Annotated in this window: 17 protein-coding genes, 4 tRNA genes and 1 pseudogene; 14 read left to right on the top strand and 8 right to left on the bottom strand. The window is 62.0% G+C overall.

The window, feature by feature from the left end; all coding sequences use genetic code 11:
• Positions 1-1,188, bottom strand: a pseudogene (locus ACFW0H_RS28380) (bifunctional aconitate hydratase 2/2-methylisocitrate dehydratase); the annotation flags it as partial.
• Between the two features lie 399 nt (positions 1,189-1,587).
• Between ACFW0H_RS28380 and ACFW0H_RS28375 the strand changes: the two are divergent.
• Positions 1,588-2,064, top strand: coding sequence for a DUF1289 domain-containing protein (locus ACFW0H_RS28375; protein ID WP_422917185.1), 477 nt, complete (start codon positions 1,588-1,590; stop codon positions 2,062-2,064).
• 45 nt (positions 2,065-2,109) lie between these two features.
• Here ACFW0H_RS28375 and ACFW0H_RS28370 read toward each other — a convergent pair whose 3' ends face one another.
• Positions 2,110-2,973: a universal stress protein gene (locus tag ACFW0H_RS28370; protein WP_422917184.1), complete on the bottom strand. Its 864-nt coding sequence runs from the start codon at positions 2,971-2,973 to the stop codon at positions 2,110-2,112.
• Positions 2,974-3,146: 173 nt separating this feature from the next.
• Here ACFW0H_RS28370 and ACFW0H_RS28365 point away from each other — a divergent pair, with 173 nt between their 5' ends.
• The gene (locus ACFW0H_RS28365) at positions 3,147-3,749 is read left to right on the top strand and encodes a MiaE family protein (RefSeq protein ID WP_422917183.1); all 603 of its coding nucleotides are present in this window, start codon (positions 3,147-3,149) and stop codon (positions 3,747-3,749) included.
• Between the two features lie 53 nt (positions 3,750-3,802).
• Here ACFW0H_RS28365 and lpxH read toward each other — a convergent pair whose 3' ends face one another.
• The gene (gene lpxH / locus ACFW0H_RS28360; RefSeq protein WP_422917182.1) at positions 3,803-4,525 is read right to left on the bottom strand and encodes a UDP-2,3-diacylglucosamine diphosphatase; all 723 of its coding nucleotides are present in this window, start codon (positions 4,523-4,525) and stop codon (positions 3,803-3,805) included.
• Positions 4,522-5,016, bottom strand: a complete 495-nt coding sequence (locus ACFW0H_RS28355; RefSeq protein WP_422917181.1) for a peptidylprolyl isomerase — start codon at positions 5,014-5,016, stop codon at positions 4,522-4,524. Before ACFW0H_RS28355 ends, lpxH begins: the two co-directional genes overlap by 4 nt.
• A gap of 122 nt (positions 5,017-5,138) precedes the next feature.
• On the opposite strand from ACFW0H_RS28355, the gene ACFW0H_RS28350 reads away from it, so the two are divergent.
• Positions 5,139-6,806, top strand: coding sequence for a glutamine--tRNA ligase/YqeY domain fusion protein (locus ACFW0H_RS28350; protein WP_422917180.1), 1,668 nt, complete (start codon positions 5,139-5,141; stop codon positions 6,804-6,806).
• Entirely contained in the window at positions 6,806-8,191 is a 1,386-nt protein-coding gene (gene cysS / locus ACFW0H_RS28345; RefSeq protein WP_422917179.1) for a cysteine--tRNA ligase, read from the top strand. Before ACFW0H_RS28350 ends, cysS begins: the two co-directional genes overlap by 1 nt.
• A gap of 57 nt (positions 8,192-8,248) precedes the next feature.
• Here cysS and folD read toward each other — a convergent pair whose 3' ends face one another.
• Positions 8,249-9,103, bottom strand: coding sequence for a bifunctional methylenetetrahydrofolate dehydrogenase/methenyltetrahydrofolate cyclohydrolase FolD (gene folD, locus ACFW0H_RS28340; RefSeq protein WP_422917178.1), 855 nt, complete (start codon positions 9,101-9,103; stop codon positions 8,249-8,251).
• A gap of 262 nt (positions 9,104-9,365) precedes the next feature.
• Between folD and ACFW0H_RS28335 the strand changes: the two genes are divergently transcribed.
• From ACFW0H_RS28335 to ACFW0H_RS28290, 10 genes are all read left to right on the top strand, one after another.
• A tRNA-Arg gene (locus ACFW0H_RS28335) sits at positions 9,366-9,442 on the top strand.
• A 34-nt stretch (positions 9,443-9,476) separates the two neighbouring features.
• A tRNA-His gene (locus ACFW0H_RS28330) sits at positions 9,477-9,552 on the top strand.
• A gap of 55 nt (positions 9,553-9,607) precedes the next feature.
• A tRNA-Leu gene (locus tag ACFW0H_RS28325) sits at positions 9,608-9,692 on the top strand.
• Positions 9,693-9,806: 114 nt separating this feature from the next.
• Positions 9,807-9,882, top strand: a tRNA-His gene (locus ACFW0H_RS28320).
• A 242-nt stretch (positions 9,883-10,124) separates the two neighbouring features.
• The gene (tig, locus tag ACFW0H_RS28315; protein ID WP_422917177.1) at positions 10,125-11,435 is read left to right on the top strand and encodes a trigger factor; all 1,311 of its coding nucleotides are present in this window, start codon (positions 10,125-10,127) and stop codon (positions 11,433-11,435) included.
• A 96-nt stretch (positions 11,436-11,531) separates the two neighbouring features.
• Positions 11,532-12,173, top strand: a complete 642-nt coding sequence (clpP, locus tag ACFW0H_RS28310; RefSeq protein WP_422917176.1) for an ATP-dependent Clp endopeptidase proteolytic subunit ClpP — start codon at positions 11,532-11,534, stop codon at positions 12,171-12,173.
• Positions 12,174-12,282: 109 nt separating this feature from the next.
• Positions 12,283-13,563: an ATP-dependent Clp protease ATP-binding subunit ClpX gene (clpX, locus tag ACFW0H_RS28305; protein ID WP_377695506.1), complete on the top strand. Its 1,281-nt coding sequence runs from the start codon at positions 12,283-12,285 to the stop codon at positions 13,561-13,563.
• A gap of 133 nt (positions 13,564-13,696) precedes the next feature.
• Positions 13,697-16,093, top strand: a complete 2,397-nt coding sequence (lon, locus tag ACFW0H_RS28300) for an endopeptidase La (protein ID WP_422917175.1) — start codon at positions 13,697-13,699, stop codon at positions 16,091-16,093.
• 135 nt (positions 16,094-16,228) lie between these two features.
• Positions 16,229-16,501 (top strand): HU family DNA-binding protein, encoded by a 273-nt coding sequence (locus ACFW0H_RS28295; RefSeq protein WP_004422505.1) that lies wholly within the window; start codon positions 16,229-16,231, stop codon positions 16,499-16,501.
• Between the two features lie 212 nt (positions 16,502-16,713).
• On the top strand, positions 16,714-18,588 hold the full coding sequence (locus tag ACFW0H_RS28290) for a SurA N-terminal domain-containing protein (protein WP_422917174.1): 1,875 nt from the start codon (positions 16,714-16,716) through the stop codon (positions 18,586-18,588).
• A 205-nt stretch (positions 18,589-18,793) separates the two neighbouring features.
• Here ACFW0H_RS28290 and fabI read toward each other — a convergent pair whose 3' ends face one another.
• The 3 genes from fabI to ACFW0H_RS28275 are packed head-to-tail and all read right to left on the bottom strand — an operon-like array spanning position 18,794 to position 22,237.
• A complete protein-coding gene (gene fabI, locus ACFW0H_RS28285) occupies positions 18,794-19,588 on the bottom strand; it encodes an enoyl-ACP reductase FabI (protein WP_280368811.1) in 795 nt (264 codons plus the stop codon).
• Positions 19,589-19,608: 20 nt separating this feature from the next.
• A complete protein-coding gene (locus ACFW0H_RS28280; RefSeq protein WP_422917173.1) occupies positions 19,609-21,216 on the bottom strand; it encodes an ABC transporter ATP-binding protein in 1,608 nt (535 codons plus the stop codon).
• A 1-nt stretch (position 21,217) separates the two neighbouring features.
• Positions 21,218-22,237, bottom strand: a complete 1,020-nt coding sequence (locus tag ACFW0H_RS28275; RefSeq protein WP_422917172.1) for an ABC transporter permease — start codon at positions 22,235-22,237, stop codon at positions 21,218-21,220.
• Positions 22,238-22,239: the final 2 nt, after the last annotated feature.

The raw sequence follows: 22,239 nt of genomic DNA, 5'->3' as shown, positions 1-22,239 counted from the left end.
CGGCAGACCGCAGGCGCGGCCGACCATTTTCTGCGCCAGGGTGAAGCCCTTGCCGCTGTCGGCCGGGGATTCCGGCTTCTTGAACAGGTCGGAAGCGCCCAGGCCCAGTTCGGCACGGGCCTTCTCGGTCAGGCCGCGGCCGATGATCAGCGGGATGCGGCCGCCGGCGCGGACTTCGTCGAGCAGGACCGGGGTCTTCAGTTCGAAGGTGGTGACCACTTCGCCGCTGTCGTGGCGAACGACCTTGCCTTCATAGGGGTAGACGTCGATCACGTCGCCCATGGCCAGGTTGGTGCAGTCGAATTCGATCGGCAGGGCGCCGGCGTCTTCCATGGTGTTGTAGAAGATCGGGGCGATCTTGGTGCCGAAGCAGAAACCACCGGCGCGCTTGTTCGGCACGAAGGGGATGTCGTCGCCGAAGAACCACAGCACCGAGTTGGTGGCGGACTTGCGGGAAGAACCGGTACCGACCACGTCACCGACGTAGGCCACCGGGAAGCCCTTGGCCTTGACCGCTTCGATCTGCTGCAGCGGGCCGACGGAGCCCGGCTGAACCGGCTCGATGCCGTCGCGGGCCATTTTCAGCATGGCCAGGGCGTGCAGCGGGATGTCGGGGCGGGACCAGGCATCCGGGGCGGGGGACAGGTCGTCGGTGTTGGTTTCGCCGGGGACCTTGAACACGGTCAGGGTGATCTTCTCGGCGAGAGCCGGCTTGGCCTGGAACCACTCGCCCTCGGCCCAGGACTTGAGCACGGCTTGAGCGGCGGCGTTGCCTTTCTTGGCGCGCTCGGCGACGTCGTGGAAGGCGTCGAACATCAGCAGGGTGTGCTTCAGCTGTTCGGCGGCGACGGTGGCCAGCTCAGCGCTGTCCAGCAGTTCGACCAGGGTGGCGATGTTGTAGCCGCCCTGCATGGTGCCCAGCAGTTCGGTGGCGCGTTCTTTGGCGATCAGCGGGGAAGTGGCTTCGCCTTTGACGATGGCGGAGAGGAAACCTGCTTTGACGTAGGCGGCTTCGTCGACACCCGGCGGTACGCGGTTGGTGATCAGATCCAGGAGGAAGGCTTCTTCACCGGCCGGCGGGTTCTTCAGCAGCTCGACCAGGCCTGCGGTTTGTTCGGCGTTCAGCGGCTGGGGCACGACGCCCTGGGCGGCACGCTCTTCTACGTGTTTGCGATAGGCTTCAAGCACAGTTTTACCCTCATCAGTGGCCCTGGAATGTCCAGGGCGCTCATCCAGGAATCCGCCGAACACGTGCGCCGCACAGCTTTTTGGGCTGTCTGGCCAAGGTTTCGGCGGCCTCCATCGAGAAGCTGTTTTCAAAGTTTTACGCCGGAAGGAAGGCCTGATGAGGGCTGGCGGCGAACATCCCTGGCGAGATGCCCGGCGCCATTGTTTCCTGCCGGATGAACTGTGCTCGTGACGCTTTGAAAACAGCTTCCAACGGATATCGGCGCCATAAATGGCGCGCCGATTCTAATGGAAAGCCCTGCCAAAGTTAAGACGAGAAGCCGATTTAGCTGAGGTGACCGCGCCTAGACAAAGGGCTAAGATGGCCGGCCTGTTTCACCTGCCGATTCCGTTTTCTCCATGTCCAACCAGCGCATCAAGACGCCTTGCGTCGGTCTCTGTTCCACCGTCTATGGCGACAATGTGTGCCGCGGCTGCAAGCGTTTCCATCATGAGGTGGTGAACTGGAACCTCTATAACGAGGAAGAGAAGCGCGCGGTCTGGCGGCGCCTGGAAATCCTCCTGGTGCAGGTGATGGCAGCCAAGCTGGAAGTGTTCGATCCGCTGCGTCTGCGCCAACAGCTCGAACAGCACCAGGTACGCTTCGTGCCCGAACAGTCCCCTTACTGCTGGGCGTACCAGTTGATCGCGCGGGCCTCGCGCATGATCAGTCGCCTGGACGCCTACGGCATCGCGTTGCTCCCCGAATTCCGCGATTGGGCACTGCCGGACCTGCGCGAAGCCATCGATCGCGAATTCTTCCTGCTGTCCGAAGCCCACTACGAGCGCTACATCGCGCCGCGCTTCCTGCGCGAGGGCGTGGAGAGCCGCGTCTGACGCAATGAAAAAGCCGCCCGCAGGCGGCTTTTCATCGGGCAGCCCTCAGCGCTGGGCGACCAGTTCCTCAAGGTGGGCGATGATCGCCTCCGGCTTGAGTACCAACACATCGCTTTCCAGGGCGTCCAGCACCACTTCGGCGGTGTTGCCGATCAGTGCGCCGGAGATGCCGGAGCGCGCTACGGTTCCGATCACCGTGACTGCTGCCTCCAGCTTGTGGGCGACATGAGGAATGAGCACGTCGGCGGGGCCTTCTTCGATATGCAGCCGTTCGTCGCTGACGTCATATTCGGCCTGGAAAGCCCGGCACTCCTCGCGATAACGCGCTTCGATGGTTTCCTTGAGCTGGAAGGTGGGGTCTGCCGCCGAGAGCATCGGCGAGGGATGGGCGCTGATCACGTGCAGCGTGCCGTGGGCCAGGCTGGCGATGTCGTAGCCGTGGCTGACGATGGTGGCGTGCAGGGTCCGGTGCTCGCCATCGGAGTTGCCCACGTCCACGGCGGCGAGGATGTTGCCACCGGTCCAGGGCCTGTCCGTCTTGACCATCAGCACCGGCCCCGGGCAATAGCGCAGGAGTTTCCAGTCGTCGGGGGTCAGCAGGGCCTTCTTCAGCGGGTTGTCCGGCACGTGCTGCTTGATCACCAGGCCGCAGCCTTCCGCCTGCTGGGCGGCGATGATGGTCTGGTGCTGGTTGTCCAGCCAGCTTTGCTGGGTGGTGATGCTGTAGCCCTCGGCCTTGAGCGAATCGGCAAGGTCGCTGAGGTAGTCGGCATGGTCGCCCTTGCGGTCGCAGATCAATAAATGCAGGTGCGACTGGGTCACCCCGGCGATCAGTTTTGCCCTTTTCAGGGCAAGGCCTTCCGGCCGGTCCGGCTCCAATACCACCAGAATGCTGCGAATGGCTTGCATGTCCTCATCTCCCTGTCGATGGCATATAGCCAAAACAAATGTAGACCCGATTCGACTTCGGTGTTCTTGACATATATCAAGCGGGCCGGGCTGGTCGTTGCGTCCTGCATTCGTATAATGCTCCGCCTTCGGGGGGCCGGCCAGCGCGGCGCCCAGCATTGTGAGAGCCGTCTGTGAACCTGCCTGAAATCCATGACTTCCTTGGTTGCCGTACCCCCGATGCCTGGATGACGGCCGCGCTGGCCGATCAGGAGACCCTGCTGATCGACCACAAGAACAACGAATTCAAGGCAGCGTCCACGGCCATGGCGCTGATGGCCAAGTATTCCACCCACCTGGACTTGATCAACTTCATGTCGCGCCTGGCGCGTGAGGAGTTGGTGCATCACGAGCAGGTGCTGCGCATCATGAAACGGCGCAAGATCGGCCTCAGGCCGGTGTCGGCGGCCCGATACGCTTCCGGCCTGCGCAAGCTGGTGCGCAGCCACGAGCCGCAGAAACTGGTGGACACCCTGGTGGTGGGGGCCTTCATCGAAGCACGCTCCTGCGAGCGCTTCGAGGCCCTGGTGCCGCATCTCGATGAAGAGCTGGGCAAGTTCTATGGCGGCCTGCTGAAGAGCGAGTCCCGCCACTATCAGGGCTACCTGAAGTTGGCCTACCAGTATGGCGAGGCGCCCGACGTGGAGCGGACCGTCGAGAAAGTGAGGGCGGCTGAAAAAGAGCTCATCGAGTCGCCGGACAACGAGTTCCGCTTCCACAGCGGCATACCGGCCTGACGGACAAATGAAAACAAGCGCCCCTCGGGGCGCTTTTTCTTTGTTCAGCAGGATCAGGCGAGGCTGAACGGCATCTGCAGGAAGCCGTGCTCGTCCACCTGCAGCACCCAGCCTTGCTGGTCCCAGTCGCCGAGGACGATGCGCCGGGCGGGTTGGCCATCCAGGTCCAGTTCGTGGCTGGCGGGGCGGTGGGTGTGGCCGTGGATCAGGGTTCTGACGCCGTACTGGCGGAGGATGCGCGGAATCTCCTGCGGGGTGACGTCGGTGATCTCCGCCGCCTTCTGTCGGGTCTGCATCCGGCTTTCCTTGCGCAGCTTGCGCGCCAGCTTGTGGCGGGTGGCCAGCGGCAGGTTGCGCAGAATGAACAGGCTCACCGGGTTGCGCAGCCAGCGGCGCAGGCGCATGTAGGCCTGGTCCTGGGTGCACAGGCTGTCGCCGTGCATCAGCAGCACGGGCTCGCCATTCATCTGCACCAGGCTCGGGTCCGGCAGCAGGGTGCAGCCGGCTTCGCGGCAGAAGGCCCTGCCGATCATGAAATCGCGGTTGCCGTGCATCAGGAAGATGCGCGTGCCGCTGTCGGCCAGCTTGCGCAGGGCCGTGGCGATGGAGCGCTGGAAGGGCGTCATGGCATCGTCGCCGATCCAGGCTTCGAAGAAATCGCCGAGTATGTAGAGGGCTTCCGCCTTGGGGGCGCGTGTCTGCAGGAAATGAAGAAACGCCCGGGTGATATCCGGGCGTTCTTGTTCGAGATGCAGATCGGAGATCAGCAGGATCACTCGATGATCTCGGCCTTCTCGATGACCACGTCATCCACCGGGACGTCCTGGTGGCCGGCCTTCATGGTGGTGGCCACGGCCTTGATCTTGTTTACCACGTCCATGCCTTCGACCACTTCGCCGAACACGGCGTAGCCCCAGCCCTGCACGGTGGGAGCGCTGTGGTTGAGGAAGCTGTTGTCGGCGACGTTGATGAAGAACTGCGCGGAAGCCGAGTGCGGCTCCATGGTACGGGCCATGGCGATGGTGCCGACCTTGTTGGACAGGCCGTTGTTGGCCTCATTCTTGATGGGCGCGCGGGTGGCCTTCTGCTTCATGCCCGGCTCGAAACCGCCGCCCTGGATCATGAAGTTGCCGATAACACGGTGGAAAATGGTGCCGTCGTAATGGCCGGACTTCACGTACTCCTTGAAGTTGGCCGCGGTTTCCGGGGCTTTGTCTTCGAAGAGTTGCAGGGTGATGACGCCGTGGTTGGTATGCAGCTTGATCATTGGGCTATTCGCTCTGTCGAGAAATCCGAGGCCTGTCAGGGGATTGACAGCTTCGGCTATGATAAGCGCTTTGATTTGGCCGGCCTACCCTGAGCCGCGCACCAGTTAGACCTAAGGATCCCATGAGCAAGCCAGAGATTCCCGTCGCCTCCAACTTCCTGCGCCAGATCGTCCAGGCCGACCTGGACGCCGGCAAGCACACCAAGATCGTCACCCGCTTCCCGCCGGAGCCCAACGGCTACCTGCATATCGGCCATGCCAAGTCGATCTGCCTGAACTTCGGCCTGGCCAAGGAGTTCGGCGGCGACTGCCACCTGCGCTTCGACGACACCAACCCGGCCAAGGAAGACCAGGAGTACATCGACGCCATCGAAAGCGATGTGAAGTGGCTGGGCTTTGAGTGGTCCGGTGAGGTGCGCTACGCCTCCAATTACTTCCACCAACTGCATGACTGGGCCGTCGAGCTGATCAAGGCCGGCAAGGCCTTCGTCTGCGACCTGTCTTCCGAAGAGATGCGCCACTACCGTGGCAGCCTGACCGAGCCGGGCAAGAACAGCCCCTTCCGCGATCGTTCCGTGGAAGAGAACCTGGACCTGTTCGCCCGTATGAAGGCCGGCGAGTTCCCGGACGGCACCCGCTCCCTGCGCGCGAAGATCGACATGTCGTCGCCGAACATGAACCTGCGCGACCCGATCCTCTACCGCATCCGCCATGCCAACCATCACCAGACTGGCGACGAGTGGTGCATCTACCCGAGCTACGACTTCACCCACGGCCAGTCGGACGCCATCGAAGGCATCACCCACTCCATCTGCACCCTGGAGTTCGAGGACCATCGCCCGCTCTACGAGTGGTTCCTGGAAAACCTGTCGGTACCGGCCCAGCCGCGGCAGTACGAGTTCTCGCGGCTGAACCTGAACTACACCATCACCAGCAAGCGCAAGCTCAAGCAACTGGTGGACGAAGGGCATGTCAGCGGCTGGGACGACCCGCGCATGTCCACCCTGTCCGGCTACCGTCGCCGTGGTTACACCCCGGAATCCATCCGCAATTTCTGCGAGATGATCGGCGTCAACCGCGCCAGCGGCGTCGTGGACATCGGCATGCTGGAGTTCAGCATCCGTGACCACCTGGACGCTACCGCGCCGCGGGCCATGTGCGTGCTGAAGCCGCTCAAGGTGGTGATCACCAACTACCCGGAAGGCAAGGTGGAGAACCTCGAGCTGCCGCGCCATCCGAAGGAAGATATGGGCGTGCGCAGCCTGCCGTTCTCCCGTGAGCTGTACATCGACGCCACCGACTTCGAAGAAGTCCCGCCGGCCGGCTTCAAGCGCCTGATCCCTGGCGGCGAAGTACGCCTGCGTGGCAGCTACGTGATCCGCGCCGACGAAGCCATCAAGGATGCTGACGGCAAGATCGTCGAGCTGCGCTGCTCCTACGACCCGGACACCCTGGGCAAGAACCCCGAAGGCCGCAAGGTCAAGGGCGTGATCCACTGGGTGCCGGCCGAGGGCAGCGTGGAGTGCGAGGTTCGCCTGTACGATCGCCTGTTCCGTTCCGCCAACCCGGAGAAGTCGGAGCACGGCGGCAGCTTCCTCGACAACATCAACCCGGATTCGCTGCAGGTGCTGAGTGGCTGCCGCGCCGAGCCGTCCCTGGCCCAGGCGCAGCCGGAAGACCGCTTCCAGTTCGAGCGTGAAGGCTACTTCGTCGCCGACCTGAAGGATTCCCAGCCCGGCAAGCCGGTGTTCAACCGTACCGTGACCCTGCGCGATTCCTGGGGCCAATGATGACGCTGTCGATCTACAACACCCTCAGCAAGAACAAGGAACCGCTGCAGCCGCTGGTCGGCAACCAGGTGCGCATGTACGTCTGCGGCATGACGGTCTATGACTTCTGCCATATCGGCCATGCCCGGGTGATGGTGGCCTTCGACGTGGTGGCGCGCTGGTTGCGCCACCGCGGCTATGACCTCACCTATGTGCGCAACATCACCGACATCGACGACAAGATCATCCGTCGCGCCAACGAGAACGGCGAGCCGTTCGAGGCCCTGGTGGAGCGCATGATCGCCGCGATGCACGAGGACGAGGCGCGTCTGTCGGTCCTGCGTCCGGATATCGAGCCGCGTGCTACTGGCCATATCGCCGGTATGCACCAGATGATCCAGACCCTGATCGACAAGGGTTTCGCCTACGCACCGGGCAACGGCGACGTCTACTACCGGGTCGGCAAGTTCGAGGGCTACGGCAAGCTGTCCCGCCGCAAGATCGACGAGCTGAAGATCGGCGCGCGCATCGAGGTGGACGAGATCAAGGAAGACCCGTTGGACTTCGTCCTCTGGAAGGGTGCCAAACCGGGCGAGCCGAGCTGGGAGTCGCCCTGGGGCGCCGGTCGTCCGGGCTGGCATATCGAATGCTCGGTAATGTCCACCTGCTGCCTGGGTGAGACCTTCGATATCCATGGCGGCGGTCCGGACCTGGTATTCCCGCACCACGAGAACGAGATCGCCCAGAGCGAGGCGGCCACCGGCAAGCTCTACGCCAACTCCTGGATGCACGCCGGGGCGGTGCGGGTGGACGGCGAGAAGATGTCCAAGTCCCTGGGCAACTTCTTCACCATTCGCGAGGTGCTGGAGAAGTACCACCCCGAGGTGGTGCGTTACCTGCTGGTGTCCAGCCATTACCGCAGCCCGATCAATTACTCCGAAGAAAGCCTCAAGGAAGCCAAGGGCGCCCTGGAGCGTTTCTACCATGCGCTACGTGGCCTGCCTGAGGCGGCTCCAGCGGGTGGCGAGGCTTTTGTTGAGCGTTTCGGCATGGCAATGGATGACGACTTCAACAGTCCGGAAGCCTGTGCCGTGCTTTTCGAGATGGTGCGCGAGGTCAATCGCCTTCGTGACAGCGATCTTGCTGCGGCGGCGGCCCTGGCTGCGCAGCTGAAGTCTCTGGCCAGCCTGCTCGGCGTGCTGCAACTCGAACCGGATGCTTTCCTGCGCGCCGGTGCTGAAGGCAAGGTCGATGCGGCCGAAGTGGAAGCGCTTATCCAGGCGCGCCTGCAGGCGCGTACGGAGAAGAACTGGGCCGAATCCGACCGAATCCGCGATCAGCTGACCGCCATGGGTGTAGTCCTGGAGGACGGCAAGGGTGGCACCACCTGGCGTCTCGCGGACTGATCCGGGTCGCCTAATGAAAAAGGCCGCTGAATGCGGCCTTTTTTATTTCCCGTCGCCTTATGCGTGAAGCGTTTCGGCGGCGTAGAGGGTGTTCTCAAGCAGGCAGGCGCGGGTCATCGGGCCGACGCCGCCCGGAACCGGAGTGATCCAGCTGGCGCGCTGCTCGGCCACGTGATACTCCACGTCGCCCACCAGCTTGCCGTCGTCCTGGCGGTTGATGCCGACGTCGATGACGATGGCGCCAGGCTTGATCCACTCACCCTTGACCAGACCGGGCTTGCCGGCGGCCACGACCACAAGGTCGGCATTGGCCACGTGGCCGGCCAGATCCTTGGTGAAGCGATGGGTGACGGTCACGGTGCAACCGGCCAGCAGCAATTCCAGGGCCATGGGACGGCCGACGATGTTGGAAGCGCCCACCACTACGGCATTCATGCCATAGAGATCGGCGCCGGTGCTTTCCAGCAGGGTCATGATGCCCTTGGGCGTGCAGGGGCGGAGCAGGGGGATGCGTTGGGCCAGGCGGCCGACGTTATAAGGGTGGAAGCCGTCCACGTCCTTATCAGGATGGATGCGTTCCAGCAGTTGCGAGGCGTCCAGGTGCTCCGGCAGCGGCAGTTGGACCAGGATGCCGTCGATGGTCGGATCCTGGTTCAGGCTGTCGATCAGTGCCAGCAGATCGGCCTGGCTGGTGCTGGCCGGCAGGTCATGCGCCTGAGACAGAAAGCCGACTTCCTCGCAGTCCTTGCGCTTGTGGGCGACATAGACCTGGGAGGCGGGATCGCTGCCGACCAGGATCACAGCGAGGCCCGGGACCCGGAGTCCTTGCTGGCGACGCTCGGCGACACGTTGGGCTATCTGCTGGCGGAGGCGGGCGGCGATCGTTTTGCCGTCGATCAGTTGTGCGGTCATGACGCTAGATTAACCATCGGGAAGGCCTAAAAAGGGCGCGTATTCTCGCATGGAGGGGCGGAAGGGCAAAGGCGGCTGGTCAGCATTTTCCCGTAAGCCATTTATCTTTCTGATTTTTTTCAATTTTCTAGTTGACGAGGGGGGGGTGTATCGATAACATGCGCCCCGCTTGTCGAGCACAGCCAGTCGCTGGGTAAGACGGCAAGGGAGAATCACTCGATTCAACCGAAGCCGAAGCTTTATAGTCTGCTCGCAGATTTAAGCGCCCGTAGCTCAGCTGGATAGAGCATCCGCCTTCTAAGCGGATGGTCGCAGGTTCGAGTCCTGCCGGGCGTGCCATTTGGCAGCTTTGGCGCAAGCAAGACGCAATATGGTGGGCGTAGCTCAGTTGGTAGAGCACAGGATTGTGGCTCCTGGTGTCGTGGGTTCGATTCCCATCGTCCACCCCATATTCGAGAAAGCGCCAGGCCTAGTGCCTGGCGTTTTCGTTTAAAGCGTGCCTCCGCGGACGTGGTGGAATTGGTAGACACACTGGATTTAGGTTCCAGCGCCGCAAGGCGTGAGAGTTCGAGTCTCTCCGTCCGCACCAAGATGTTCGAGTCGTTCTGAATAGTGGATATTCCGCGGATTCTTGACGATTCTGGTTGTAGAGCGGCGTCCCCAGTGGCTTCCGCTGCCGAGAAAATCGGCGAATGTGTATATGGTGGGCGTAGCTCAGTTGGTAGAGCACAGGATTGTGGCTCCTGGTGTCGTGGGTTCGATTCCCATCGTCCACCCCATATTCATGACAGCGCCAGGCTCCTTGCCTGGCGTTTTCATTTTCGGTCTGGTTACGGCCGCTCCGCGGCGCGGTGGGGGATCGTTGTCTACCGCCCGAAACATCCTGATTTCCCTTTCTTCTATTTCGTCGATTTGCTGGCTGTTTCTGGCGGGTGACTTCTGTAAATCGACCCACTAGAATGCATGCCCTTGATTCTGGGGCCGGAACGGCCGGCTAACGTCTGTGCAACGAGGAATATCCATGCAAGTTTCTGTAGAAAGCACCTCCGCTCTTGAGCGCCGCATGACCATCGGCGTGCCGGCCGAGCGCGTCGAGAACGAAGTGACCAAGCGCCTGCAGCAGACTGCCCGCCGCGCCAAGGTTGCCGGTTTCCGTCCGGGCAAGGTTCCGATGAGCGTCATCCGTCAGCGCTACGAGGACTCCGCTCGTCAGGAAGTCCTGGGCGACCTGATCCAGTCTTCCTTCTATGAAGCCGTTGTCGAGCAGAAGCTGAATCCGGCTGGCCAGCCTTCCGTCGAGCCGAAAGTGTTCGAGAAGGGCAAGGACCTGGAATACATCGCCACTTTCGAAGTATTCCCCGAGTTCCAGGTTGCCGGTTTCGACGGCATCGCCATCGAGCGCCTGCAGGCTGAAGTGGGCGACGCCGACGTCGACAACATGCTGGACATCCTGCGCAAGCAGAACACCCGTTTCGAAGCTGTCGAGCGTGCTGCCGAGAACGGCGACCAACTGAACATCGACTTCGTTGGCAAGATCGACGGCGAAGCCTTCGCTGGCGGTTCCGCCAAGGGCACGCTGCTGGTGCTGGGTTCCGGTCGCATGATCCCGGGCTTCGAAGACGCTCTGGTTGGCGTCAAGGCAGGCGAAGAGCGCGTGATCAACCCGACCTTCCCGGCTGACTACCAGAACCTGGATCTGGCCGGCAAGACCGCCGAGTTCACCGTAACCGTGAACGGCGTATCCGCGCCCCAGCTGCCGGAGCTGAACGACGAGTTCTTCACTCTGTTCGGCATCAAGGAAGGCGGTCTGGAAGGCTTCCGCGCCGAAGTTCGCAAGAACATGGAACGTGAGCTGCGTCAGGCCACCAAGTCCAAGGTGAAGAACCAGGTGATGGACGGTCTGCTGGCCGCTAACCCGGTCGAGGTGCCGAAGGCCCTGATCGGCAACGAAGTGAACCGTCTGCGCGTGCAGGCCGTTCAGCAGTTCGGCGGCAACATCAAGCCCGACCAGCTGCCGGCTGAGCTGTTCGAAGAGCAGGCCAAGCGTCGCGTGGTGCTGGGTCTGATCGTCGCCGAAGTGGTCAAGCAGTTCGAGCTGAAGCCCGACGAAGCCCGCGTGCGTGAGCTTATCGAAGAGATGGCTTCGGCCTACCAGGAGCCGGAACAAGTCGTGGCCTGGTACTACAAGAACGACCAGCAACTGAACGAAGTCCGTTCTGTTGTGCTGGAAGAACAAGTTGTAGATACTGTCCTTCAGAAGGCCAAAGTGACCGATAAAGCGGTTTCCTACGAAGAGGCAGTCAAGCCGGCAGAAGCTCCGCAAGCCGACTGATTGTTCCGCCTCCTTCGAGTACACCATAAGCCAGCCTCCGAGCTGGCTTATGCGTCTTTGAGACATGACTATCTAATTAGGGAGTGATCGCAGGACATGTCCCGCAATTCTTTTATCCAGCAAATGCCTGACATCCAAGCCACTGGTGGCTTGGTGCCCATGGTGATCGAGCAGTCCGCCCGTGGCGAGCGTGCCTACGACATCTATTCGCGCCTGTTGAAGGAGCGCGTGATCTTCCTGGTGGGTCCGGTAGAAGACTACATGGCCAACCTGGTGGTGGCGCAGCTGCTGTTCCTCGAGGCCGAAAACCCCGACAAGGACATCCAGCTCTACATCAACTCCCCGGGTGGCTCGGTGACTGCCGGCATGTCCATCTACGACACCATGCAGTTCATCAAGCCCGACGTCTCGACCCTGTGCATCGGCCAGGCGTGCAGCATGGGTGCGCTGCTGTTGGCCGGTGGTGCCGCGGGCAAGCGTTTCTGCCTGCCGCATTCGCGGATGATGATCCACCAGCCGCTGGGCGGTTTTCAGGGCCAGGCGTCGGATATCGAGATCCATGCCCGGGAAATCCTCACCATCCGTGAGCGCCTGAACAAGATCCTGGCAGACCACACCGGCCAGCCGATCGATGTGATCGCCCGCGATACCGACCGCGACAACTTCATGAGTGGCGACGAGGCGGTCAAGTACGGCCTGATCGACCAGGTGCTCAGCAAGCGCCAGCTCGTGGGCTAAGCCCATCCGCAAGACCGCGGCCGGAGAATATCCGGCCGTTTCGCGGGGTTGAAAATGCCCGCATTTGCCTTCATCTTGTGTTTCAAGCCTACCCGATTGGATCGATCGAATGACTGACACCCGCAACGGCGAGGACAACGGCAAGCTGCTTTATTGCTCCTTCTGCGGCAAAAGCCAGCACGAAGTGCGCAAACTGATTGCCGGTCCCTCCGTATTCATCTGCGACGAGTGCGTCGACCTGTGCAATGACATCATCCGCGAGGAGGTGCAGGAAGCCCAGGCCGAGAGCAGTGCGCACAAACTGCCCGCGCCCAAGGAAATCCGCACCATCCTCGACCAGTACGTCATTGGCCAGGAACGTGCGAAGAAAGTGCTCGCGGTAGCGGTGTACAACCACTACAAGCGCCTGAATCAGCGTGACAAGAAAGATGATGTCGAACTGGGCAAGAGCAATATCCTGCTGATCGGTCCCACCGGTTCGGGCAAGACCCTGCTGGCTGAAACCCTGGCCCGTCTGCTCAACGTACCCTTCACCATCGCGGATGCCACCACCCTCACCGAGGCGGGCTACGTCGGCGAAGACGTCGAGAACATCATCCAGAAGCTGCTGCAGAAGTGCGATTACGATGTCGAAAAGGCCCAGATGGGCATTGTCTACATCGACGAGATCGACAAGATCTCCCGCAAGTCCGACAACCCGTCCATCACCCGTGACGTGTCGGGCGAGGGCGTGCAGCAGGCGCTGCTGAAGCTGATCGAAGGCACCGTGGCTTCCGTTCCGCCGCAAGGTGGTCGCAAGCACCCGCAACAGGAGTTCCTGCAGGTCGATACCCGCAATATCCTGTTCATCTGCGGTGGTGCTTTCGCGGGCCTGGAAAAAGTGATCCAGAACCGCTCCACCAAGGGTGGAATCGGTTTCAACGCCGAAGTTCGCAGCAAGGACCTGGGCAAGAAAGTGGGCGAGGCCCTTCGCGAAGTGGAGCCGGAAGACCTGGTCAAGTTCGGCCTGATTCCGGAGTTCGTCGGCCGTCTGCCGGTCATTGCCACCCTCGACGAGCTCGACGAAGCGGCGCTGATGCAGATCCTCACCGAGCCGAAGAACGCACTGACCAAGCAGTACGCCAAGCTGTTCGACATGGAAGGCGTGGACCTGGAGTTCCGCCCGGATGCGCTGCGGGCTGTCGCCCATCGCGCGCTGGAGCGCAAGACCGGCGCACGCGGCCTGCGTTCCATCCTCGAAGGTATCCTGCTCGACACCATGTATGAGATTCCCTCTCAAACAGATGTAAGCAAGGTGGTCATCGACGAAAGTGTCATAGAGGGGGCTTCCAAGCCTTTGTTGATCTACGAGAACAACGAGCAGCCTGCAAAGGCGGCGCCTGACGCTTGATGAAACAAAGGGGCCTACGGGCCCCTTTGTATTTCCTGCCACAACGCTTGTTTTTTCCCGGACCTAACCCCATCTTAGGGCCAAGGGTTTTCCCATCTGTTTACGGCCCGAGGGCCGCCGTAGAGCTGATACCATGAATACAACCGCCGAATTACCTCTCCTGCCATTGCGCGATGTAGTGGTCTATCCGCACATGGTCATCCCGCTGTTCGTGGGGCGCGAGAAATCCATCGAGGCGCTCGAAGCCGCGATGACAGGGGACAAGCAGATCCTTCTGGTTGCCCAGAAGAATCCGGCCGACGATGACCCAGGCGAAGATGCCTTGTATCGCATGGGCACCATTGCCACCGTGCTCCAGTTGCTCAAGCTGCCGGATGGCACCGTGAAGGTGCTGGTGGAAGGTGAGCAGCGCGGCGCCATTGAGCGTTTCATCGAGGTCGACGGCCATTGCCGCGCCGAAGTCAGCCTGATCGACGAAGTCGATGCCGGCGAGCGCGAGTCCGAAGTATTCATCCGCAGCCTGCTCAGCCAGTTCGAGCAATACGTTCAGTTGGGCAAGAAAGTCCCATCCGAGGTGCTGTCCTCGCTGAACAGCATCGATGAGCCGGGGCGCCTGGTCGACACCATGGCAGCCCACATGGCGCTGAAGATCGAGCAGAAGCAGGAAATCCTCGAGCTGACCGACCTGCCCGAGCGTGTCGAGCACGTGCTCGCACTGCTGGATGCTGAAATCGACCTGCTGCAGGTGGAGAAGCGCATCCGCGGTCGCGTCAAGAAGCAGATGGAGCGCAGCCAGCGCGAGTACTACCTGAATGAGCAGATGAAGGCCATTCAGAAAGAGCTGGGCGATATAGATGAAGGCCATAACGAGGTCGAAGAGCTCAAGAAGCGCATCGACAATGCCGGTCTGACCAAGGAAGCCCTGGTCAAGGCCAATGCCGAGTTGAACAAGCTCAAGCAGATGTCGCCGATGTCCGCCGAGGCCACTGTGGTGCGTTCCTACATCGATTGGCTGGTCAATGTGCCGTGGAAAGCCGAGAGCAAGGTTCGCCTGGACCTGGCCAAGGCCGAGGAAATCCTCGACGCCGACCATTACGGCCTGGAAGAGGTCAAGGAGCGCATCCTCGAATACCTCGCCGTGCAGAAGCGTGTGAAGAAGGTCAAGGGCCCGGTGCTCTGCCTGGTCGGTCCGCCCGGGGTCGGCAAGACTTCGCTGGCCGAATCCATCGCCCACGCTACCAACCGCAAGTTCGTGCGCATGGCCCTTGGCGGCGTGCGCGACGAGGCCGAGATCCGTGGCCATCGTCGTACCTACATCGGCTCCATGCCGGGTCGCCTGATCCAGAAGATGACCAAGGTCGGCGTGCGCAACCCGCTGTTCCTGCTCGACGAGATCGACAAGATGGGCAGCGACATGCGTGGCGATCCCGCGTCGGCGCTGCTGGAAGTGCTCGACCCCGAGCAGAACCACAATTTCAACGACCACTATCTGGAAGTCGACTACGACCTCTCGGATGTGATGTTCCTCTGCACCGCCAACTCCATGAATATTCCGGCTCCGCTGCTGGACCGCATGGAAGTGATTCGTCTGCCGGGCTACACCGAGGACGAGAAGGTCAACATCGCCGTCAAATACCTCGCACCCAAGCAGACCAAGGCCAATGGCCTGAAGAAGGGCGAGCTGGACTTCGACGAAGCGGCGATTCGCGACATCATCCGTTATTACACCCGTGAAGCCGGTGTGCGTAGCCTGGAGCGCCAGATCGCCAAGGTCTGCCGCAAGGCGGTGAAGGAGCATGCCCACGAGAAGCGCTTCGCGGTGCAGGTCACGGCGGAATCCCTGGAGCATTTCCTCGGTGTGCGGAAGTATCGCTACGGCCTGGCCGAGCAACAGGACCAGATCGGTCAGGTGACTGGCCTGGCCTGGACCCAGGTAGGTGGCGAGTTGCTGACCATCGAGGCCGCGGTGGTTCCCGGCAAGGGCCAACTGACCAAGACCGGTTCCCTGGGTGACGTGATGGCCGAATCCATCACTGCGGCACTGACCGTCGTACGCAGCCGTGCGAAAAGCCTGGGAATTCCTGCGGATTTCCACGAGAAACGTGACATCCATATCCACATGCCCGAAGGGGCTACTCCGAAAGATGGCCCCAGCGCCGGTATCGGTATGTGCACTGCGCTGGTTTCGGCCATGACTCAGATTCCCGTCCGGGCCGATGTAGCCATGACCGGAGAAATTACCCTGCGTGGCCAGGTATTGGCGATTGGTGGCCTGAAAGAGAAGTTACTGGCTGCACATCGTGGTGGAATCAAGACCGTGATCATTCCCGAAGAGAATGTGCGTGATCTGAAAGAAATTCCGGAAAATATCAAGCAAGACTTGGCGATTAAACCCGTTAAATGGATTGACGAGGTCCTGCAAATTGCGCTGCAATACGCCCCGGAGCCCTTGCCCGATGCGGCTCCGGAGATGGTTGCAAAGGATGACAAGCGCGAGACTGATTCCAAGGAGCGAATCAGCACGCATTAGCCGGGGGGCTTCCTTGACACATTTTTAGAGCCCTTGTTATAAAGCGGCTCTTATGTGTTAGCAGGCCATCCAGCACCCGCTTTGCTTACACCAGACAACTAAGAAACAACTCAACAGAAATAAGGGGACTTAAGAGTGAACAAGTCGGAACTGATTGATGCGATCGCCGCATCTGCTGATATCCCGAAAGCTGTAGCCGGCCGTGCTCTGGACGCAGTTATCGAATCCGTTACTGGCGCTCTGAAGGCCGGTGACTCCGTGGTGCTGGTGGGTTTCGGTACTTTCGCCGTTAAAGAGCGCGCTGCTCGTACCGGCCGCAACCCGCAGACTGGCAAGCCGATCAAGATCGATGCTGCCAAGATTCCTGGCTTCAAAGCCGGTAAAGCTCTGAAAGACGCCGTAAACTAAGCGTCTTTCGGGCTCTGCCCGACCGGGCCGGGTTTCAGCTTGGCCCGATAGCGGAGCGGTGGCAGCGCAGGTTCTCTACCCGTTGCCAGAGAGGTCGAACCTCCGGCCCGCAAGCTACGAGAAGGCGCATCCTAGGATGCGCCTTTCTCATATTCGGATACTCTACCCGCGTTACTCGGCTGCGATTCCGTGTGGCCGTTTCTGGGGGACCCATGCTGCAGAACATCAGGGACAATTCACAGGGGTGGATTGCCAAAACCATCATTGGCGTCATCGTCGCGCTGCTGGCACTGACCGGCTTCGATGCCATCTTCAATGCCACCAGCAATCGCCAGAACGCAGCTGAAGTCAATGGCGAGAAAATCAGCCAGGACCAGCTGAGCGAAGCGGTCAATCTCCAGCGCCGCCAGCTGCAGCAGCAACTGGGCAAGGACTTCGATGCGTCGCTCCTTGACGAGAAGCTGTTGCGCGAGGCCGCACTGAAAGGGTTGATCGAGCGCAAGCTGCTGCTGCAGGGCGCCCAGGAGGCTGATTTCGCCTTCTCGCAAAGCGCCCTTGACCAGCTCATCCTGCAAACGCCTGAGTTCCAGGTGGATGGCAAGTTCAATGCCGACCGCTTCGACCAGGTCATTCGCCAGATGAACTACAACCGCCTGCAGTTCCGCCAGATGCTGGAGCAGGAGATGCTCATCGGCCAACTGCGCGCTGGCCTGGCCGGCAGTGGTTTCGTCACTGATGCCGAAGTGGATGCATTCGCCCGTCTCGAGAAGCAGACCCGCGACTTCGCAACCCTGACCCTGAAGGCCGATCCGGCCACGGTCAGCGTTTCCGACGACGATATCAAGGCGTTCTACGACGGCCACGTCGACCAGTTCATGAGCCCCGAGCAGGTGGTGATCGAGTACGTCGAACTGAAGAAGGCCGCCTTCTTCAGCCAGGTCGAAGCCAAGGAGGAAGACCTCCAGGCCCAGTACCAGAAAGAGGTCAGCAACCTCGCCGAGCAGCGCCAGGCCGCCCACATCCTGGTGGAGGTCAGCGACAAGCTGAACGAGGAGCAGGCCAAGGCGAAGATCGAGCAGATCAAGCAGCGCCTGGACAAGGGCGAAGACTTCGCCGCCCTGGCCAAGGAGTTCTCCGACGACTCCGGTTCCGCCGCCAACGGTGGTGACCTGGGCTTCGCCGGTCCCGGCGTCTACGAGCCGGCCTTCGAAGAGTCGCTGTACGCGCTGAAGCAGGGTGAGGTCTCGGCGCCGGTGCGTACCCAGTACGGCTGGCACCTGATCAAGCTGCTGGGCGTGCAGGCGCCTGAAGTGCCGAGCTTCGAGAGCCTGAAGCCGAAGCTGGAGCACGACATCAAGGCCCAGCAGGTGGAGCAGCGTTTCGTCGAGGCGAGCAAGGAGCTGGAAGATGCAGCGTTCGAGGCGTCCGACCTGACCCAGCCGGCCCAGGAGCTGAAACTTGAAGTGAAGACCAGCGCACCTTTCGGTCGTGAGGGTGGTGAAGGCCTGACCGCCAACCGCCAGGTACTGCAGGCTGCCTACAGCCCGGAAGTCCTGGAAGACGGCGCCAACAGCTCCGCCATCGAGCTCGATCCGGACACCGTGGTCGTGCTGCGCGTCAAGGAGCACAAGAAGCCTGAGCAGCTTGGCCTGGATAAGGTCAGTGACAGCATTCGCCAGCACCTGCTGACCCAGAAGGCCAGCGAAGCGGCCAAGGCCAAGGGTGAAGCCCTGATGGCCAGCCTGCGCGAAGGCAAGACTCCGGTTGAGCAGGCCCAGGACGGCCAGTCCTGGCAGGTGGTGGAAGCCGCCACCCGCAGCCAGGAAGGCGTCGAGCCGGTGCTGCTGCAGGCGTTGTTCCGCATGCCGAAACCGGCCGCTGCCGACAAGCCCGAGTTCACTGGCGTGAAGCTGAACAACGGCGACTTCGTGGTGATCCGCCTGAACGGCGTCAATCAGCCCGAGGAGAAGCTGTCCGAGCAGGAGAAGGCCATGTACAGCCGTTTCCTCGCATCGCGCAGTGGTCAGCAGGACTTCGCGTCCTTCCGCCGCCAGCTGGAAGAAAAGGCGAAGATCGAACGTTTCTGATTTGATCTGATCGCTGGACGAGAAAGGCCGCATAATGCGGCCTTTCTCTTTTGGTAGGGTTGATATCGCTTTTCCTATCCACCAACGGCGCCACGCCCGGCTACGATGGTGGATCGATGGAGCCTGATCCACCCTACGGGATCGGCGCCCCGAACGCCCAGAAAAAAGCCCGCAACCAGTGCGGGCTTTTTCGTCAGGGCGATTATCAGTCTTCGATATTGCCCATGGCGGTGGTGTTGAAGCCGCCGTCGACGTACATGATCTCGCCGCTGATGCCCGAGGCCAGGTCGGAGCAGAGGAAGGCGCCGGCGTTGCCGACTTCCTCGATGGTGACGTTGCGACGCAGGGGGGTCTGCTTCTCGTTGGCGGCGAGCATCTTGCGGAAGCTCTTGATGCCGGAGGCGGCCAGGGTGCGGATCGGACCGGCGGAGATGGCGTTGACGCGGGTGCCTTCTGGGCCGAGGCTGCCGGCCAGGTAGCGGACGCCGGCTTCCAGGCTGGCCTTGGCCATGCCCATGACGTTGTAGTTCGGCATGGTGCGCTCGGCGCCCAGGTAGGACAGGGTCAGCAGGCTGCCGTTGCGGCCCTTCATCAGCTCGCGGCCGGCCTTGGCCAGGGCCACGAAGCTGTAGGCGCTGATGTCGTGGGCGATGCGGAAGCCGTCGCGGGTGGTGACTTCGGTGAAGTCGCCGTCCAGCTGGTCACCCGGAGCGAAGCCGACGGAGTGGACGATGCAGTCCAGGCCATCCCATTTCTTGCTCAGGGCCTCGAAGACCGCGACGATTTCTTCGTCCTTGGCGACGTCGCAGGGGAAGCACAGTTCGGCGCTGGAGCCCCAGCCTTCGGCGAACTCTTCCACGCGGCCTTTCAGTTTTTCGTTCTGGTAGGTGAAGGCGAGCTCGGCGCCTTCGCGGTGCATGGCTGCAGCGATGCCCGATGCGATGGACAGTTTGCTGGCTACGCCAACGATCAGTACGCGCTTACCGGCGAGAAAACCCATGTGCATTCATCCTCTTCTGGTTAATGGGCAGTTCCTGGAGCCAGGAAGGCGGCTTCCAGCAACTGCTTCGTATAGCTGTGCTGCGGGGCGGCGAAGATGGCATCGGCCGGACCCTGCTCGACCACCTGGCCGTGCTTGATCACCATCAGCTGGTGGCTCAGCGCCCGGACCACCGCCAGATCATGGCTGATGAACAGGTAAGTCAGGTCGTACTTGGTCTGTAGCCTGCGCAACAACTCCACTACCTGGCGCTGAACCGTCCGGTCGAGCGCCGAAGTGGGCTCGTCCAAAAGGATCAGTGCCGGTTTCAGCACCAACGCCCGGGCAATGGCAATCCGCTGCCGCTGCCCGCCGGAAAACTCATGGGGGTAGCGGTGCCGGGTTTCCGGATCCAAACCTACCTCCAGGAGCGCGTCGATGATGGCCTGTTCCCGCTCCGCTTCGGTGCCGATGCGGTGGATCCGCAGCCCCTCGCCGACAATCTCGCCCACGCACATGCGCGGGCTGAGGCTGCCGAAGGGGTCCTGGAAGACCACCTGCATCTCGCGCCGGAACGGCCGCACCTCCTTCTGCGACAGGCCGTCCAGGGTCTGGCCCTGGAAGCGGATGCCGCCCCGGCTGCCCAGCAGCCGGAGGATCGCCAGGCCCAGCGTGGACTTGCCGGAGCCGCTTTCGCCGACTATGCCCAGGGTCTGTCCCTGGGGCAGGCTGAAATTGACACCGTCCACGGCCTTGACGTGATCCACGGTGCGCCGCAGCAGCCCCTTCTTGATCGGGAACCACACGCGAAGGTCATCGACCTCCAGGAGTGGCGGCCCCACCGGGTTCTCCGCCGGCCGGCCCGAAGGCTCGGCGCCGATCAGTTCCCGGGTATAGGGATGCTGCGGTGCATGGAACAGCTCATCACACGACGCTTGTTCGACGATGCAACCGCGCTGCATGACACATACGCGATGCGCAATTCGCCGAACCAGGTTGAGGTCGTGGCTGATCAAGAGCAGCGCCATGCCCAGGCGCGCCTGCAGTTCCTTGAGCAGTTGGAGGATTTTCAGCTGCACGGTCACGTCCAGCGCCGTGGTGGGTTCGTCGGCGATCAGCAGCTCCGGCTCGTTGGCCAGGGCCATGGCGATCATCACCCGCTGCCGCTGGCCGCCGGAAAGCTCGTGGGGGTAGGCCTTGAGGCGCTTGTGCGGCTCGGGGATGCCGACCAGTTCCAGCAGCTCCAGGGTGCGCTTGGTGGCCGCCTGGCCGGTCAGGCCCTTGTGCAGGGCGAGCACCTCGTTGATCTGCTTCTCGATGTTGTGCAGCGGGTTGAGCGAGGTCATGGGCTCCTGGAAGACCATGGCGATGCGATTGCCGCGAATGCCGCGCAGCCTGGTTTCAGGCAGCTTCAGCAGGTCGTTGCCGGCATAGTCGATGCTGCCGCTGGGGTGGCGGGCAAGCGGGTAGGGCAACAGCCGCAGGATGGAATGCGCGGTCACCGACTTGCCCGAGCCGCTCTCGCCCACCAGGGCCAGGGTCTCGCCCTTGCGGATGTCGAAGCTGACGCCCTCGACCACGCGCTGCACCTTTTCACCGCTGACGAACTCGACGGACAGGTCGCGGACTTCAATCAGGTTCTCGCTCATCTCACTTCCTCGGGTCGAACGCATCGCGCGCGGCTTCGCCGATGAACACCAGCAGGGTCAGCATGGCCGCCAGCACCAGGAAGGCGGAGATACCCAGCCAGGGCGCCTGCAGGTTGGACTTGCCCTGGGCCACCAGTTCGCCCAGGGAGGGGGCGCCTGGTGGCAGGCCGAAGCCGAGGAAGTCCAGGGCGGTCAGGGTGCCGATGGCGCCGGTGAGGATGAACGGCATGAAGGTCATGGTGGAGATCATGGCGTTGGGCAGGATGTGGCGGATCATGATGGCGACGTTCTGCATGCCCAGCGCCCGGGCGGCGCGCACGTATTCCAGGTTGCGGCCGCGGAGGAACTCGGCGCGCACCACGTCCACCAGGGTCATCCAGGAGAACAGCAGCATGATGCCCAGCAGCCACCAGAAATTCGGCTGCACGAAGCTGGCCAGGATGATCAGCAGGTAAAGCACCGGCAGCCCCGACCAGATTTCCAGGAAACGCTGCCCGGCCAGGTCCACCCAGCCGCCGTAGAAGCCCTGCAGCGCGCCGGCGATGACGCCGATGATGGAGCTGAGAATGGTCAGGGTCAGGGCGAACAGCACCGAGATGCGGAAGCCGTAGATGACCCGCGCCAGGACGTCGCGGCCCTGGTCATCGGTGCCCAGCCAGTTGTCGGCCGAGGGCGGGGCGGGGGCCGGCACCTTGAGCTCGTAGTTGATGGTCTCGTAACTGAACGGGACCGGCGGCCAGATCATGTGGCCATCCTTGGATTCGATCAGCTCGCGGATATAGGGCGTCTTGTAGTTGGCCTCCAGCGGGAACTCGCCGCCGAACGCGGTTTCCGGGTAGCGCTTGAGGATGGGGAAGTACCACTGACCGTCGTAGTTCACCGCCAGCGGCTTGTCGTTGGCGATCAGCTCGGCCCCCAGGCTCAGGACGAAGAGGAAGAGGAAGAGCCAGAGCGACCACCAGCCGCGCTTGTGGGCCTTGAAGCGCTCGAAGCGCCGCCGGTTGATGGGGGAGAGTGCCATGC

This window comes from Metapseudomonas cellulosilytica, from assembly GCF_049334135.1.
GTDB lineage: Bacteria > Pseudomonadota > Gammaproteobacteria > Pseudomonadales > Pseudomonadaceae > Metapseudomonas.
Note: the sequence above shows the minus strand (reverse complement) of the source record. Positions and strands in the feature narration are given on the sequence as shown.